Origin of the sequence: Parasphingopyxis sp. CP4 (assembly GCF_013378055.1) — a bacterium.
In the GTDB taxonomy this organism is placed as follows: Bacteria; Pseudomonadota; Alphaproteobacteria; order Sphingomonadales; family Sphingomonadaceae; genus Parasphingopyxis.
On sequence record NZ_CP051130.1, the window covers coordinates 30,156 to 46,086 of the forward strand.

Here is a 15,931-nt window from a genome sequence, read left to right on the forward strand (position 1 = left end):
AGAGTTAGTTTCCGATCGGTCGTCTGCGGCGCAGGAAAATCCGGCGGACGAGCTGGGCCATTTTGGAGAAGCCTTTTTCGAGCGCCCCGATTGGCTGGCCGCCGGGGACATAGGCAATATGATAGTACATCCAGATAATGAGCGCCGCGAATAGCCCAAAGGGTATCCAGAGCGAAATGAACGGATCCACCCGGCCAAGTGCGGCTACGTCTTCGCCATATTGGCATATCTTGTGGAACGTTGTGATCATCACCACCGACAGGAACACGCCGAGCGCCGATGTCGATCGCTTGGGCGGCACGGCAAGCGCCACCGCAAGCAGTGGCAACAGGAACATCATCGCGATCTCGGCCACGCGAAAATGGAAATTGGCGCGGCTGGCGAGGCGCAGCTCTTCAGGCGCATTGCTATCGCCACTGACGCGGGAAAGCTCGAACAGCGTGAGTTCGCGATGTTCGCCACCACGCCCCCTGAATTGCTCGATCTGAGGCAGATCTATCGGCAGGTCATGGCTTTCGAAGCTCAAGACGCGCGGGCTTTCGAAATCGTCCTGATTGTGAATGAGGCGGCCGTTGGTCAGCCGCAACAGGATCGTGTCCTGCTCATCGGTTGCCATGAATGTGCCTTGATCTGCGGACACCGATAACGCGCGACCATCTGGCGAGGTCGTGCGCACGAAAATGCCGGACAAATCGCGCCCGTCATTGGTGCTTTCCTCGACCCGCAGCGTCATATTGCTGCCCAGAGTGTTGAACTCGCCGACGTTGATTGACGCGCCCAGCGCACCCGAACGCAGCTCAAACTGCAGGTTTTCGTAAGAATAACGGGCGATTGGCTGGAAGTAGCTGACGATCAGCAGGTTTAAGAGGACGAAACCGACGGTAAAGATATAGGGCACGAGCAAGAGCCGCCGATAGCCGATTCCCACCGCGCGAAACACGTCGAGTTCGGACGATAAAGCGAGCTTTCGGAAGGCAAACAGGATGCCGAGCATCAATCCGACCGGAATCGCCAGCGACAGATATTCGGGCACCAGATTGGCCAGCATCTGCCAAACGACATTGACCGGCCCGCCTTCACGTGCAACAAAATCGAATAATCTCAACATCTTGTCGAGTACCAGCAACATGGCCGCGATGATCAGCGTCGCCACCAGCGGGACGATGATCAGCCGGAACATATAACGGTCGGTGGCAGTGAAAATTTGCAAAGTTCAGACGCTCCGTGACCATAATTTGGCCGCAAGCATTGGAGATATCTGACCGAAATAGGGGATTAGTGTGAATTTTGCCATGCCTCTTATGGGCAAATCGGTGTGGCATCTATCATTGGAGTTCGAGTGAATGCTGAAAGGCAAAATTATCCCTGTGGCCGCAGCCCTTACTGCGGTAACCCTGACGAGCGCGGCCCAGGCCGGTACGCGCGTCGCTAACGACATGTCCCGGTGCGAGGCCGGCGCCAGCGGAACCGCTGCGCTTGTGCGCGTTGTGGGCTTTCGTGACAATAATGGTCGCGTCCGTGTCCAATCCTATGGCAGCGGCGGCAGCTGGCTGGAACGCGGTGAATGGCTGCATCGGGTCGATATCCCGGTCCGCCCGCGCAACCGCAATATGACCGTGTGCCTGCCACTGCCGGGCCCCGGTACCTATGGGATCGCAGTGCGCCATGATTCGAATGGCAACAACCGTTCGGACCGACGCGATGGCGGCGGCTTTTCCCGCAACCCGGATCTCTCCTTCCCGTTCAACCTGGAACCCGATTTCGACGAAGTCGTCATCCGGGCCGGCAGCGGTGTCACGCGCGTGACGGTGGTGCTCAACTATCTCCAGGGCATGTCCGTGGAGCCGATTGGCTAACAGATGGTCTGCGTCGCCCTTCTCTCCAATCCCCGATCTACGGGAAACGTCGCCATGTTGCCGCGCATCCGCAAATTCTGCGCGCAGCGGGCTGACATTTTCCATTATGAGGTCGAGGATGTGAGCCAGATTGGCGATGCGTTGCAGACGATCGCGCGTGTCAAACCCCAGATCCTGGTAATCAATGGCGGTGATGGCACCGTCCAGGCTGCGCTTACCGAGTTGCATCACGGCCAACAATTTCCGGATGGCGCGCCGCCGGTCGCTGTATTGCCGAACGGCAAGACGAACCTGATCGCGCTGGATCTCGGCGCAGAGGGCGATCCGATCGCGGCGCTCGAACGGATCATGGAGATCGTGCGCACAGATCTTTCCGATCATATCGTGCGCCGTGAACTGATTGCGCTGTCCGGTGGCGATGCCAATGGTCGACCGGTACTCGGCATGTTCCTGGGCGGAGCGGGCCTTGCAGATTCGATCCTCTATTGCCGTCACAAAATCTATCCGCTTGGATTGCCCAATGGCTTTAGCCATCTGATCACGGCGATCGCGGTCGTCTTTTCGGCGCTGTTTAGGATCAAGGCGCGCTTCCTGCCGCCACAGGCCCGACCAATCAGCGTTTCGGTGGTCCATGAAGGGCAGATTCAAGGCAAGTTCGCGCTGTTGATGGTGACAACGCTCGAAAGGCTGTTGCTCAAGAGCCAGACAGATCTGGGCGCCACTGATGCCGGTCCGCTCAAACTCATGATGGTCGAACAGAAACCGCTGACATTGCTGCGCGCTTTCTGGGCCAGCCTGTTCGGTCGCCTGGGAACCAGCTCACTGGCGGGTGTCCATCTCAGCCATGGTAATGAAATTCGTATCGAAGGCGATCGCTCCAGCGTGATCCTTGATGGTGAATTGTTCGAGACCCATAACGAACGGCCGATCGTTCTTACCCATACAACGCCCGTACCGTTCCTCTCGCTCGCAGCGTGACCACAGTTCAGGATCTGGTCCGCGCGGAGATTGCGGTCTCCGCCGATCCGCGTGTTGCGGCCTTTGCAGCGCATGTCGCGGGACTGTTTGGCGATTCCGCTCGGGCCGTATTATTCTATGGGTCTTGTCTTCGGACGACAGAGCTCGATGGTCAGATGCTCGATTTCTATGTCATCGTCTCGGATTATCGCGAGGCCTATGATCGCCGTTGGCTGGCGGTTGCCAATCGCTGGATCCCGCCCAACGTCTTTCCCGTCCAGCACGAAGGCCTGCAGGCCAAATATGCGGTTCTGAGCGAGGCGGATTTTGATCGGCTGGCATCCTCACAAACCCGAAACGTATCTGTATGGGCACGGTTCGCGCAGCCGTCTCGATTGGTTTGGAGTCGTGATGATGCAGCGACAGAGCGGGTGGTGATGGCCATCGCCAAAGCGGCGCCGGCTCTAATTGGTGCGGCAATCCCGATGACTGACGGATCGATTGATCCGCTCGATCTGTGGCGCGAAGCCTTTGCATTGACATATTCGGCCGAACTCCGTGCGGAACGGGGTGGGCGCGCGGCCTCGGTCGTCGATTTCGACCCCGAACGCTATCGCCAATTCACGGGGCCGGTTCTTGCTGACCTTGGTATCGATGTCGAAGGCGCCAATGCCATCGTTGCGCCCGGCCAGGGTGGTTCGCGTGCGGCGCGCTGGGGTTGGCGGCGCCGGCGGATCGAGGGCAAGCTGTTGACGATTATCCGCCTGGCCAAGGCAAGCGCCACCTATGCCGGCGGCGTCGATTATCTAGCCTGGAAGATCAATCGCCATGCAGGAACAGAGATTGATGTGCGTCCCTGGCAAAGGCGATGGCCGCTGCTCGGTGCGCTTGTCCTCCTGCCGCGCCTGTTGATGCGCGGTGCCGTCAGATAGACGGCTGCGGAACGGCTTTTTCGATACTATCGGCCAGGGCGGCAACCGTGAACGGTTTGCGCAGGATGGCATGGCCCGCCAATTGCTCGCTATCGATCGCGTCGCGGGCGTAACCCGTCACGAAAATGATCGGTAGATCCGGCAATCGTTCCTTCACATGCCCCGCCAGTTCCGGGCCGGTCATTTCGGGCATGACGATATCGGAAAGGAGCAAGTCGATATCGGGCCGTTCGTCCAACACCTCCAAGGCCGTCGGGCCATTGGCGCATGCCAGGACTTTATGGCCCAATTCTTCCAGTGCTTCGGTGGTCGATCGGCGCACCCGTTGATCGTCTTCGACCATCAGGATCGTCATCGCACGCTGTTCCGAGCCCGATTGCGGCACGACTGTATCGCCGGCCGGGGCCGATGGCGGGAAAGCTGCATCGCCATGGAAGCGTGGCAGGAACAAGGATACGGTCGTCCCACTGCCTACCGTGGACTCTATCGCAATCTCGCCGTCGGACTGACGGATGAATCCGAAAATCTGGCTGAGGCCCAATCCCGTTCCCTTGCCGACCGGTTTGGTCGTGAAAAAGGGTTCGAAGGCATGTTCGATAACTTCTGCATCCATGCCCTCACCAGTATCGCTGACGGCGATCTCGACATATTCGCCCGCATCCACGGCATCGATATCGCCGGTTTTTACATCCCGATTGCGAATGGCAATTGTCAGCTCCCCTTTGCCGTCCATCGCATCGCGCGCATTCACGGCAAGGTTCAGCACGGCATTTTCCAGCTGATGGGGATCCACCCAGATCGGCCAAGTCCGATCATCGGCGGCAATGGTCAGCGAAATCTGTTCGCCGAGTGAGCGATGGAGGAGATCCGCCATTGCATCGACAAGATCGGCGGCATCTGTTCCTTCGGGAAGGAACGGCTCTGCGCGCGCAAATGTCAGCAGTCTTCGGGTCAGGGCAGCAGCGCGATTGGCGCCTTCCATGGCGTGATCGATATGCGTGCCAGCTTTCTCACTATCGCTGGCAAGCTTGCGTTTGGCCATTTCAAGTCCGCCGACGACAACGGCCAGCATATTGTTGAAATCATGAGCGATCCCGCCGGTCAGCTGACCGACGGCTTCGAGTTTTTGCGCCTGATTGAGTTTTTGTTCAGCCGCTGCGCGTTCGGCGACTTCCGCGCGCAGCTGGGTGTTTACCGCCTCCAATTCTGCCGTACGCGCTGCAACAGCATCTTCGAGTGCATAGGCGCGCTGGTCAGCATCAGACCGCTGGCGAAATGCGAGCAGGGTGGCATAGGCAAGTCCCAGGGCAGCAAGGCCGAGGATGATACCGGCTATGGTGAGCAATGTGGCTAGTAAGCGAGCCCGTTCATTGGTCGACACGCGAGCGGCGGATCGGTCACTGAGGAGCTCCCGCTCCTGGCTGATAATCTGATCCAGCGTGGCCAGTGCATCGGCACCATTCTGGCTGGCGGTTACGCGATTATAGCGGGCCAACGCATCGAAGTTGCGGCCGCTGGATGCAAGCCTTGCCGCGACCGCCAGTTCGCCCGAATAGGCGTTGAACAGATCTTCAAGAATTTGCGCGCGCGCAGCCTGTTCCGGGAAATCGCGGACAATGCGTTGCAACTGATCGATCCGGCGGTCAGTGGCTCGGCGTTCATTGCGATAGATGGTTGCCGGAGTGCTATCACCGTTGATGATGAAGCGGCCAAGAGCCGCTTCGGACTGGGCAATCGATTCCTCAATGCTGCGCGCTGCCATGATGGTCTCAAAGCTTTGGCGTTCGCTGAGCGCAGCTGCATCCCGCTCATCATTGGATTGGACGACAAGATAGATGAGCGCAGCAAAGAGCAGGGCAAGAACAAGTGCGCCAGCGCTAGCCAGCCCGCGCAGCCATATTTGCCTGTCAGAAAAGCCTGTCGGAGCTGCCTGTTCGTCGCTGAGCGCCATAGGCTGATCGCTATATCGCGCGCAGCGCCGCTTCGATAGCAGCAATGCGCGGTTCGTCAGCCAATTTCGCTCAGCTGGCCGTGCAACCGTTGATTAGGAAATGGCGCCTGTTGCTTTGCCGGCGGCCTCGAACATGCCGAGAATCTGCTCGACCTGCTCGCTGGTATGTTCAGCGCAGAGCGAACACCGCAGCAGATATACGCCAACCGGTGTTGCTGGCGGGCGAGCCATATTCACATAGAGCCCATGTTCGAGCAGTGCCTGCCACATGCGGACGGCTTTTTCCTGATCGGGCAGGAGGACCGCAAGGATTGCGCTTTCCGGTTCGTCTGTCGCCAAGGTGAAGCCCAAATCCCGCAGGCCACGATGGAGCCGCTTGCTGTTTTCCCACAGATGATCGCGCTTCTCACCCGCATTCATGAGCTTGCGGATCGACGTAGTGGCCGTTGCGACTACCGATGGTGGTAGCGATGCGGTGAAGGTGTAGGGGCGACATACAAGCCGCAGGAAATCGGTTCTCGGATGGTTGGAGACGCAGAAACCACCGACCGTGCCAACGCTTTTCGAGAAGGTACCGATGACAAAATCGACCTGATCGAGCACGCCCTGGGCTTCTGCAACTCCGCGGCCATGTTCGCCAAAAAAGCCCATCGAATGCGCTTCGTCGACCAGCACCATTGCACCATATTTCTTGGCGATCGGGACCATTTCGTCGAGCGGTGCAATATCACCGAGCATTGAATAGACGCCTTCAAGGACCACCAGCTTGCCCGCTTCTGGCGGCAATTTGGCGAGGCGTTTTTCGAGATTTTCGACATTATTGTGCCGGAAGCGCACGATATCGGCATTGCCGAGAAAGCAGCCGTCATAAATGGATGCATGGCTGTCGGCATCCAGGATCACATAATCACCGCGCCCGGCCAGGGTCGAGACGATGCCCAGATTGGCCTGATAACCAGTGGAAAAGACCATCGCATGGTCCATTCCATAAAAGTCCATCAGCGCTTCTTCGCAGGCCTTATGGCCGACATAGGTGCCGTTGAGCACGCGGCTGCCGGTGGTGCCTGAACCGAATTTTTCGAGCGCTTCGATGCCAGCCGCAATAACGTCCGGATCAAAGGTCATGCCCATATAATTATATGTGCCAAGCAGGATCGTGTCCTTGCCGTCGATTACCGCTTCGGTTGGCGAGCGGACTTCGTCCATGACGATCGCAAAAGGATCGCGCACGCCAGCGGCAAGCAACTCATCGCGCTCCTTAACCAGCGGATCGAATTTGGCGAACAGGTCGGCTGCCTTGGGCGTTTCGGTTTCCGGCTGGATGGCTTCGGTCGTGGTCGCGTTCATTCTTTCAGCTCCTCGACGGCATCGACAAGCTGACCGACATTCTCAATCTCGGCCTGCTGGTTCATCGTGATCACGATATCGAATTCGTCTTCGATTGACGCGACAAAATCCATCACCGTCAGGCTGTCCCATTCGAGATCGCCCGCAAAGGTCGTGCTGTCGGTCAGCTCGGTCCCTTTGGCATTAAATGGTTCGATAAGGTCCTTTACCGAGGCAAAGGTCTTCGCGCGGTCTGTCATAATGCGTCCCTAAAAACTATCGGATCGGCTTGCCAACCGAATGCGGCGGTAAAACGGCGAGTTATTGTCGAATTCAGCCCTGATATGCTGCCCCGATACCCCCGGAAATGGCTTATAGCCTTGGGTTGAGGCCTAATCCAGCCAGCCTTGGTCGAGATACCATTTTGCTGTGTTTTTAAGGCCTGATTGGTAGGAAATCTGCGGCGCCCATAGCGAAGCAGGGGGCGCGTGCACCGGATTCACGACCCAGTCGGGATGGCAGAAATAGCGAGCGCGATCCGGTGTGAGCTTGGCGTCCGCACCGCGAAACAGGCGATCGAACCGAGCGCCGAGCCGGACAATTGGCGCTGGCATGGAGAAAGTCCGGACTGATTTCCCGACCGCATCGCCCAGCGCTTTGCCGAACTCGACATGAGACAGGCCAGTGGGGGTGCCGTCGTCCGGTTCAAAGATCGCTCCCTTGGCCGCATCCCCTTCGAGAGAGGCAAGGATGAGCGCACACAGATCTTCGACATGGATCAGCGAGGCCCGCCCGGAGGGTGGCGTTATCACCAGCCCGCGTTTGGCCATGGCAAACAGTTCGAGCGTCTCGCCATCGCCGGGGCCGTACACGGCCGGCGGGCGGATGATCGTCCAGTCGGTGCTGGACTCTTGCACCAGCGTTTCGGATTCCGCCTTCGACCAACCATAGTCGGACAGCGCGGGCTCGCGGGCAGCGAGCGAGGAGATATGGACGAAGCGGCGAACGCCGGCTGCCTCAGCCGCTGCCAGCATGTGGCGGGTGCCCTCGATATTGGGTCCGGCAAATCCGTCGCGATCCTCGGCGCGGATTGCGCCAGCGATATGGATCACCGCATCCGCGCCCTCGGCCAGCTGTTGGAGGCTGTTGGAATCGCTGAGCCGGCCGGAAACCCATTCGATACCTTCGTAAGCACTTTGCTCTTTGCGGGTCAGCGCTTTCACCCGATATCCCGCTGCGACTGCCATCCGCAGCAAATGCCCACCGACAAAACCGGTACCGCCAGTCACGGCCAGATTCTTCACAGCGTCACCATATGATTGCGATGAACGAGGGCGGGGCGCGGCGCATAGCCAAGAATTGATTCTAGATCCGTCGATTTGTGTCCCTTGATCCGGTCCACAGCTGCGCTCGCATATTCAACAAGGCCGCGGCCAATCAGGTTGCCGCTTTCATCCACAATATCAACAATATCTCCGCGATCGAAACTGCCTTCCACCGTTGTTACGCCCGCCGGCAATAGGCTGTTTCCATCGCGAAGCGCTGTGACCGCGCCAGAATCAACGACGATTCTACCCGCCGCCGTCAATCGTCCGGCCATCCATGCTTCCCGGGCGGAGGTTTCACCCTCGGCTGCAAAGACTGTACCTGTTCCGCTTTCTGCGTATCGCGAAAGAGGCGCCTGATGCTGGCCGGAGATAATGGCAAGCGGGATTCCGGCAGTCGTCGCAATGCGCGCTGCCTCGATCTTCGATTTCATACCACCAGACCCCATGCCGCTTGTCCCTTGAGCCATGGCGACAATCTCGTCGTCCAAATGTTCAACGGTGTTGATCAACTCCGCGTCTTCGTGACTTTTTGGATCAGCGCTAAAGAGACCCGCCACATCTGACAGCAGGATGATGCCGTCCGCACGCGCCGCCTGCCCAATCCTTGCCGCAAGACGATCGTTGTCACCGAACCGGATTTCCTGGGTTGCGACTGAATCATTCTCATTGATTAGTGGCACCGCCTCCAGGCGGAGCAATCGATCGAGCGTGGCGGCGGCGTTGAGGTAGCTGCGTCGCTCTTCAAGATCGCCCAGCGTCACCAACATCTGCGCGGCCTTTATGCCATGATTGTCGAGCAGCTCAGCCCAGCATTGCGATAGCGCAATCTGCCCGGCTGCAGCCGATGCCTGTGCATCGTCGAGGCTTTTGCGGCCGCCACCCTCGAGCCCCAGCAATCGCGCACCGAGCGCAATTGCACCGGAAGAGACGAGAATGATCTTCTGGCCGTTCGCCTGGCGCTCAGCCACTTCGCTGACGAGACTGGATAGCCAGTCTCGGCGAATCCGACCTTCATCAGATACCAGCAATGACGATCCGATTTTGACGACGAGGCGAGGGCATTCTCGCGGACCAAACATCAGTCGGTGCTCCGCTCGATATTGGCCAGTTTCGGGATCCAGTAGATCGCGACCAGCATCAGCATGATATTGGGTATCCACCAGGATGGATTGAATTCGCCCTTTATCGCCCAGAAGCTAATTGCCATCAGTCCCGCGCAAAAGGTGAGGGCCAAGGACACCAGGGCCAGAGGAATCCACCGGCGATCCGCCTTGGCGGCAAAATGAATACTTGCAAGGCCGGCAATGGCAAACGCGATATCGAGTGGCGCAAAAGACCAATTCCACGCGTCGATAATCGGGGTTCCATAGCCGTCATACATGGCCCAGCGCGGCAACGAAAAAAGACTGAGCGCGGCCATCGAAACCACCGACCAATACAGGATCATTGCCCAGTCGACGACACGCAGTGTCATTGCCAGTCCTTTGGGCATGCTTACAGGGGAGACCATGTTTCACCCTCATCCGCCTCCTCGACTTCGGTCGATGGGGCGGGCTGGCCGAGCGCTTCGATCACCTGATCGAGCACTGTTTCGAGACCCGCACCGGTTGCGCCAGATAGGTGCAGCACGGGGCTGCCGCTCGCTTCAGCGAGTTCTGCACCGAGTGCATCCATAAGCTCGTCGTCCAAGAGATCAGATTTGTTGAGTGCCAATATTTCGGGCTTGTCAGAAAGTCCTGCACCATATTCTTGCAACTCAGCACGGACGGTGCGCCAAGCAGCCACCGGATCATCGCCCGTTGCATCGATAAGGTGCAGCAGCACGCGGCAGCGCTCGACATGGCCAAGAAACCGATCGCCGATTCCCGCACCTTCGGCAGCGCCCTCGATTAGACCGGGAATATCGGCAATCACGAAATCGCGGCCTTTATGCAGGACGACCCCGAGCTTGGGATGGATGGTCGTAAACGGATAGGCGCCGACCTTGGCTTTGGCATTCGAGACGGCATTGAGGAAAGTCGATTTTCCGGCATTGGGCATGCCCAGCAATCCGGCATCGGCAATCAGCTTCAATCGCAGCCAGACCCACAACTCTTCGCCGGGCTCACCGGACTGGTGTTGCCGCGGCGTGCGGTTGGTAGAGCTTTTATAGGAAAGATTGCCGCGTCCCCCGATACCGCCTTCCAGCATCGTCTTGCGCTGTCCGACCTTGGTGAAGTCAGCAAGCACCACTTCCTTGTCTTCCGAGAGGATCTGGGTGCCCACCGGCACCTTGACGACGAGTTCGCGTCCGCCGGCGCCGGTCTGTTGCTTGCCAGCGCCACCCTTGCCGCGCGGCGCCTTGAAATGCTGGGAATAGCGGAAGTCGATCAGCGTATTCAGGCCGTCTACGGCTTCAAACACGATATCGCCGCCCTTGCCGCCATCTCCGCCGTCAGGCCCCCCATATTGGATATATTTTTCGCGCCGAAAGCTGACGGCACCGGGGCCGCCCGCGCCGGAACGAATGTAGATTTTGGCCTGATCGAGAAAATGCATGGAGGCTACTTAGGCGAGGGGGACATGATTCGCCAGAAAGGGCGATACAAAGAAAAAGGGCGACCCAGGGGCCGCCCTCATTCTTACCTCGGAAAAACTCCTTAGAAGCGAGTGCGGACCGTCAGGCCATACATCCGAGGTTCTTGTGGGAAGGTCGAACGCGATCCGCTCCGCAGAACCGTGTTGAACGTAACACCACGCGTGATCTGGTTGGTGATGTTCGTGGCCCAGACTTCCAGATTCCAGCTATCGTCCTGTGCTCCGATGCCGGCGCGCAGGTTGATCTTCGTATTGCTGTCCTGGAAATCGAACGGCAGCGGCGCAGTATCCGCCAAGCTTGCCGGGTTCGACGGCTGGGTCGACGTACGGCGATCGCTTTCCGTCCTGATCTGGCCGTTGAGGAAGAAATCGAGATTGTTGCCGATTTCATTCTCATAGGTAATGCCGGCGATTGCCACGAGATCCGGTGCGTTAGTCAGCGGGTTACCGCAGAGATTCTGCACTCGGATTGCGTTTGCGGCAGTGGCACAGTCATCAGGATAGTTGGCGCCGACATAGGTCAGGCCACCGTTGAACGTCCAATTGTCATTCGGCCGTGCGAGAATTTCGATTTCCACACCGGTCGATACGGCTTGCGGGACGTTGAAGGTCTGGAACTGGGTACCGGTGAATTCCAGCACCTGGAAGTTCGAGAACTCCTGATGGAAGGCGGCAACGTTAAGCGTCAGCGCATCATCCAGGAACCGTGCCTTAAAGCCGACTTCATAGGCATCGACTTCTTCTGAAGCGAAGCGCGGGTCGGCGCCTGAAGCAGCAGCCGTCGAGTCCAGATTGATACCACCCGACTTATAACCATGCGTGAAGCTGGCATAGACATTGATCGGAATGGACGGGAACTCATAGCCAAGCTTGACCGTGTAGATCAGCTCGTCATCGCTAAAGTTCGTCTGGAAGGTCGCCGGTGTCGGCAGGCCGCCAGCAACGCCCGAACCCGGAAGGTCAGCCTGTGCCGTGAACGGGAAACAGGCTGTGCCGACCAGTGTTGGTACGAGCCCGGCGAGCGGACCCATGCTAAGGCCCGGCGCATTGGCTAGAATACCCGTACAGGTTTGGTTGTTTGCTGCGAGCTGCGCAAATCCGCCGCTCTTGCTCTCGTCCGAATAGCGAAGGCCCAGCGTCAGATCCAACCCATCGGTAATCTCAAACACGTTGTGCGTGAAGATTGACCAGCTTTCACTGTTCTGGGTGTAGAGGTTGTCAGCAAAGGCGCCGTTCGGATCAAAGCCGCCGGACAGTGTTTGCAATGGTGAATTACCAAACATTCCGCCGGTCGGACCAAAGATCAGCGCACCGATCAAGGCGTCATAGTCTGAGCCAAGCTCTAGGCGCCCACGAGCCGTAATGTCCTCATCGGCATAATAGCCACCAACGAGCCAAGAGAGGCGGCCATCAAGGGCTTCGCCTTGCAGCCGCAATTCGTGAGTCATCGTATCGATCGCGGCACGATTCACCGTCGTGTTCACGACGTTGAGCCCGGTGAAATCGGAGTCATTGACCTGGTCTGACCGGAATTCGCGATATGAACCGATATAAACCAGTTCGGCATCGTCACCGAGCGGTACGTTCAGTTCAGCAGTAATCCCCCACTGATCAATATCAGCCAGTGGTGCGAAATTGCCGGAGCCAATCAGATCGTCGACCGCTTCCTGGCCCGTATTCGGCTGGTTGATACCACCACGAGCGCCGAGCCCGACCAGCGCAAAGAGACCGGCTTCTTCCACCGGCGAACGGCGGACTTCGATCGACTGACAGCAAGTCGCTGTGCTGCGCGAATAGTCACCGATCAAGCGCAGCGTTACCCCGCCTGCGCTTTCGTAGCCGAGCTGACCGCGAACCAGATAGCGATCGATTTCGTTCGAATCTTCAACCGCATTGGGCAGGCGCAGATAGCCGTCCCGTTCGCTATAAGCGCCGGTGATGCGCACAGCGAGCGTATCCTGGATCAGCGGAACATTGACCGCGCCCTGGATATTCATGAAATCATAATTGCCGTAGCTCGCATTAGCGAAGCCGCCGAACTCAGTAACGTCCGGAGCGACGGTCGTGATGTTCAGAGCGCCAGCCGATGTGTTGCGACCGAACAGCGTCCCCTGCGGACCGCGGAGGATTTCGACGCGTTCAATATCGACGAACTCCGACAGTGCGATACCCGGGCGCGACTGATACGCGCCATCGATGAAGATGCCGACGGCACTTTCAAAGCCGATATTGTTCGAGGTCGTACCAACGCCGCGAATACGCAGCACAACCGTGCCACCAGCATTCTGTGCGTTCGATGTCGAGAAGCTCGGCGAAACCGACGTGATCTGCTGGACATTGGCGACGCCCTGGCGTTCGAGCTGTTCCGGGTTAACGGCGGTCACCGCGATCGGAACATCCTGAATGTCTTCGGCACGGCGGGTAGCCGTCACGATGATCACATTACCGGCATCAGAGGGGTTAACGCCTTCAGCCTGAGCGTGCGAAATTGTGGGGATTGAGAGTGCCACCGCACCGGCGGTGCACAGCAAAGTGCGTTTCAACATGGGTTCGTCTCCTACGATAGCCGGTATGTTGTATTTTTGTTGATCCGGTTCGGAGCGATAAAGAATCAATGGCAGCATTTTCGCAAGCCAGATCGGCCATTTTTCGCCGATATCCGCATATTCGTGACGAATGTGTGACAATTATGCCAACAGATGTGGTGCCCGGACACCACAGATCTTTCACGATTGCGACGAATTGAGGTAAATCGCGCCTTACTCGGCGGCTTCCGCCTGGTTTCTGAGTTCGAATGACTGTGCAAATCGTCGCGCTGCAATTTCGCGACCGGTCTCCCGCTCGAGACCCAGTGACGCGGCCAGTTGGCGACCCATTAGCGCATCACCCAGTGCCAGGAAGACGAGCTCCAGCGTATTCTCATGCAGCGTTCGGTCGTCATGTCCGCCTTCGGCGAGATCATCGACAAGCTCATGGATCTTCTCGACAATCGGGTCGAGCGCATCCTCATTGCCTGAAATCAGCATCCAGGAGGCGAGCGCACCAGCGCCTTCCTTGTCGAACGCGTCAAAGGTCAGGTCGACTACATCGCGGGGATTTCCTTCGCCAGCCCGGCTCTTCAGCACTGCCTCGCCGATCGTGTTGCAGATCGTTTCAGCGAGATAGGCGGCCAGCGCGCGCTGCAATCCGGATGCAGAACCGAAATGGTGCAGCAGATTGGCGTGGGTGCGGCCAACCCGGGTCGCGACCGCCTTCAGGGTCACGGATTGAGGGCCAAACTCGATCAAAAGCTCACGGGCCGCCTGTAAAGCCGCGGTTCTGCTCTGTTCTGGTGTAAGGCGTTTTCGCGCTATTGACATTAATGTAAGTAGCCTTCAGATACTGAATAAATTGCAATGGAGTCGCACCATGGCCAAAGACAAGACACCTGTCGACCTTGAGATAACCCCCCGTGATCGCCGCTTCGGGCGAGAAACCAGTCAGGACCGGTGGTGGTACAATAATGATCCGGTGGGCACAGCCTTTTTCAATGCCTTATCGGTCACCTTCCCGCGTGGCGAAGCCTATTTCATCGAAGCGGTGAAGGCGCATCGCAAAGGCGTGCCGCCGAAATTGGCGGGCGAAATCCGCGCTTTTGTGCAGCAGGAAGTCATGCACAGCCGCGAACATGTCGCTTTCAATCGAAAGGTTTCGGAGACCGGTTACGACATCAGCCCGCTGGAAAAGGTTGTCGAGGAATCGCTCGAAGCAACCAAGGATCGCCCGGCAATTGTCGACCTGGCGGTCACAATGGCGCTTGAACATTATACGGCGCTGCTGGCCCAGCAGATTTTGAAGAATGAAAAGGGCTTTGCGAGCGCGGATCCCGAATGGGCGAATTTGTGGCGTTGGCATGCGATCGAAGAGATTGAGCATAAGGGCGTCGCTTATGACACCTGGATGCATGCGACCAAGGACTGGTCGCGTTGGCAACGTTGGAAGGTCAAATCGCGAGTCATGCTGCTCGTGACAATGATGTTCTGGCCGAAGCGGGTGCGCGGAATGAAGGCCTTGCTGGCCCAGGACGGCATTACCGGCGCGCGTGCCATGGGCAGGATCCTATGGTTCATGTTCGGCACACCGGGCATGTTGCGTAAGGCTCTGCCGCAATGGATCGCCTATTTCCTCCCCGGCTTCCATCCATGGAACCATGACGATCGCGAGCTGATCCGCTTGGCGGACAGCGATTATAGCGATGCGGTGATGCAGCCGGAAAAGGAAGCGCTTGCTGCCTAACCAGCTGGGCCATGCCCATTGCGGACATGGCCCTTTTCGGTGGTTCTCTCTAGGCCGCTAGGGCCGGGGTCACGCTGCGAAGCATGTCTTCCTCGTCAAGCTCGAACATGACGCAGTCGACTTCGCGGTTTCGGGCGATCGAATGCTGGGGCACGACTGATCCAGTCCTTCGGAATCCCAGCTTCTCGAGAACCCGACCAGACGCGGGATTGTCGACGAAATGGCCAGCGACAATCCGCTGATAGCCGAGCGACGCGCGAGCGGCTTCAATGGCTGCCTTGCCAGCTTCAGTGGCAAAGCCGCGGCCCCAGCTATCTGGCGTTAGCCAGTAACCGATTTCAGGCGCATCGCCGCCATCCTTGAACCCGATACCGCCAATCATCCGCACGGGATCGACCGTCCGATCGATGATCTGGAAATGCGGGAAATCGAGATCTGGTTCGCGCGCAAGAAACCTTTCGGCATCTTCAAGGCGATAGGGCCAGGGCATCTGCGACGTGTTCCGGGCAATCCGCTCATCAGCGATCACCTCGGTCAGGGCAGGGGCCTCTTCGATCCAGCCGGGCCTGAGCAACAGTCTCTTCGTAACTGCGAACATGTCTCTCTCCATGCCGCCCCCGAAACGCGCCTTAGCCGCGTTCGATGACGATTATATGAGGGAGACATAAAAAAGGGGAGATCGGGTCAGCCCGTCTCCCTCAATCGGCCCCGTTTCCGGAACCATCGGGC

Annotated in this window: 15 protein-coding genes; 4 read left to right on the forward strand and 11 right to left on the reverse strand. The window is 58.3% G+C overall.

What is annotated here, in order from left to right:
• Positions 1–4 precede the first annotated feature (4 nt).
• The gene (locus tag HFP51_RS00150) at positions 5–1,180 is read right to left on the reverse strand and encodes an LptF/LptG family permease (protein WP_176873755.1); all 1,176 of its coding nucleotides are present in this window, start codon (positions 1,178–1,180) and stop codon (positions 5–7) included.
• A 163-nt stretch (positions 1,181–1,343) separates the two neighbouring features.
• Between HFP51_RS00150 and HFP51_RS00155 the strand changes: the two genes are divergently transcribed.
• From HFP51_RS00155 to HFP51_RS00165, 3 genes are read left to right on the forward strand one after another with little or no spacing between them, the layout of a single operon-like run.
• A complete protein-coding gene (locus tag HFP51_RS00155; protein ID WP_176873756.1) occupies positions 1,344–1,856 on the forward strand; it encodes a DUF2141 domain-containing protein in 513 nt (170 codons plus the stop codon).
• A 3-nt stretch (positions 1,857–1,859) separates the two neighbouring features.
• The gene (locus tag HFP51_RS00160) at positions 1,860–2,834 is read left to right on the forward strand and encodes a diacylglycerol kinase family protein (protein ID WP_176873757.1); all 975 of its coding nucleotides are present in this window, start codon (positions 1,860–1,862) and stop codon (positions 2,832–2,834) included.
• On the forward strand, positions 2,831–3,745 hold the full coding sequence (locus HFP51_RS00165; RefSeq protein ID WP_176873758.1) for a hypothetical protein: 915 nt from the start codon (positions 2,831–2,833) through the stop codon (positions 3,743–3,745). Before HFP51_RS00160 ends, HFP51_RS00165 begins: the two co-directional genes overlap by 4 nt.
• On the opposite strand, the gene HFP51_RS00170 is transcribed toward HFP51_RS00165, so the two are convergent.
• The 9 genes from HFP51_RS00170 to HFP51_RS00210 form a co-directional block, all read right to left on the reverse strand.
• A complete protein-coding gene (locus HFP51_RS00170) occupies positions 3,738–5,696 on the reverse strand; it encodes a response regulator (RefSeq protein WP_176873759.1) in 1,959 nt (652 codons plus the stop codon). The genes HFP51_RS00165 and HFP51_RS00170 overlap by 8 nt on opposite strands.
• 93 nt (positions 5,697–5,789) lie before the next feature.
• Positions 5,790–7,043, reverse strand: coding sequence for an aminotransferase class I/II-fold pyridoxal phosphate-dependent enzyme (locus HFP51_RS00175; RefSeq protein ID WP_176873760.1), 1,254 nt, complete (start codon positions 7,041–7,043; stop codon positions 5,790–5,792).
• The gene (locus HFP51_RS00180; RefSeq protein WP_176873761.1) at positions 7,040–7,282 is read right to left on the reverse strand and encodes an acyl carrier protein; all 243 of its coding nucleotides are present in this window, start codon (positions 7,280–7,282) and stop codon (positions 7,040–7,042) included. The genes HFP51_RS00175 and HFP51_RS00180 overlap by 4 nt, the downstream gene beginning before the upstream one ends.
• Before the next feature lie 132 nt (positions 7,283–7,414).
• Complete coding sequence (locus tag HFP51_RS00185; protein ID WP_370462963.1) at positions 7,415–8,269, reverse strand: NAD-dependent epimerase/dehydratase family protein; 855 nt, start codon at positions 8,267–8,269, stop codon at positions 7,415–7,417.
• A gap of 53 nt (positions 8,270–8,322) precedes the next feature.
• Complete coding sequence (gene proB, locus HFP51_RS00190) at positions 8,323–9,429, reverse strand: glutamate 5-kinase (RefSeq protein ID WP_176873762.1); 1,107 nt, start codon at positions 9,427–9,429, stop codon at positions 8,323–8,325.
• Positions 9,429–9,824 (reverse strand): DUF5360 family protein, encoded by a 396-nt coding sequence (locus tag HFP51_RS00195; protein ID WP_176873763.1) that lies wholly within the window; start codon positions 9,822–9,824, stop codon positions 9,429–9,431. Before HFP51_RS00195 ends, proB begins: the two co-directional genes overlap by 1 nt.
• A 20-nt stretch (positions 9,825–9,844) precedes the next feature.
• Positions 9,845–10,888 (reverse strand): GTPase ObgE, encoded by a 1,044-nt coding sequence (gene obgE, locus HFP51_RS00200; RefSeq protein WP_176873764.1) that lies wholly within the window; start codon positions 10,886–10,888, stop codon positions 9,845–9,847.
• Positions 10,889–10,989: 101 nt separating this feature from the next.
• Positions 10,990–13,473 (reverse strand): TonB-dependent receptor, encoded by a 2,484-nt coding sequence (locus HFP51_RS00205; RefSeq protein ID WP_176873765.1) that lies wholly within the window; start codon positions 13,471–13,473, stop codon positions 10,990–10,992.
• 213 nt (positions 13,474–13,686) lie between these two features.
• Positions 13,687–14,286: a TetR/AcrR family transcriptional regulator gene (locus HFP51_RS00210; protein WP_176873766.1), complete on the reverse strand. Its 600-nt coding sequence runs from the start codon at positions 14,284–14,286 to the stop codon at positions 13,687–13,689.
• Positions 14,287–14,335: 49 nt separating this feature from the next.
• Between HFP51_RS00210 and HFP51_RS00215 the strand changes: the two genes are divergently transcribed.
• Entirely contained in the window at positions 14,336–15,202 is an 867-nt protein-coding gene (locus tag HFP51_RS00215) for a metal-dependent hydrolase (RefSeq protein ID WP_176873767.1), read from the forward strand.
• A gap of 49 nt (positions 15,203–15,251) precedes the next feature.
• Here the strand turns inward: HFP51_RS00215 and HFP51_RS00220 are convergent, their stop codons facing one another.
• A complete protein-coding gene (locus HFP51_RS00220; protein WP_176873768.1) occupies positions 15,252–15,800 on the reverse strand; it encodes a GNAT family N-acetyltransferase in 549 nt (182 codons plus the stop codon).
• Positions 15,801–15,931 lie beyond the last annotated feature (131 nt).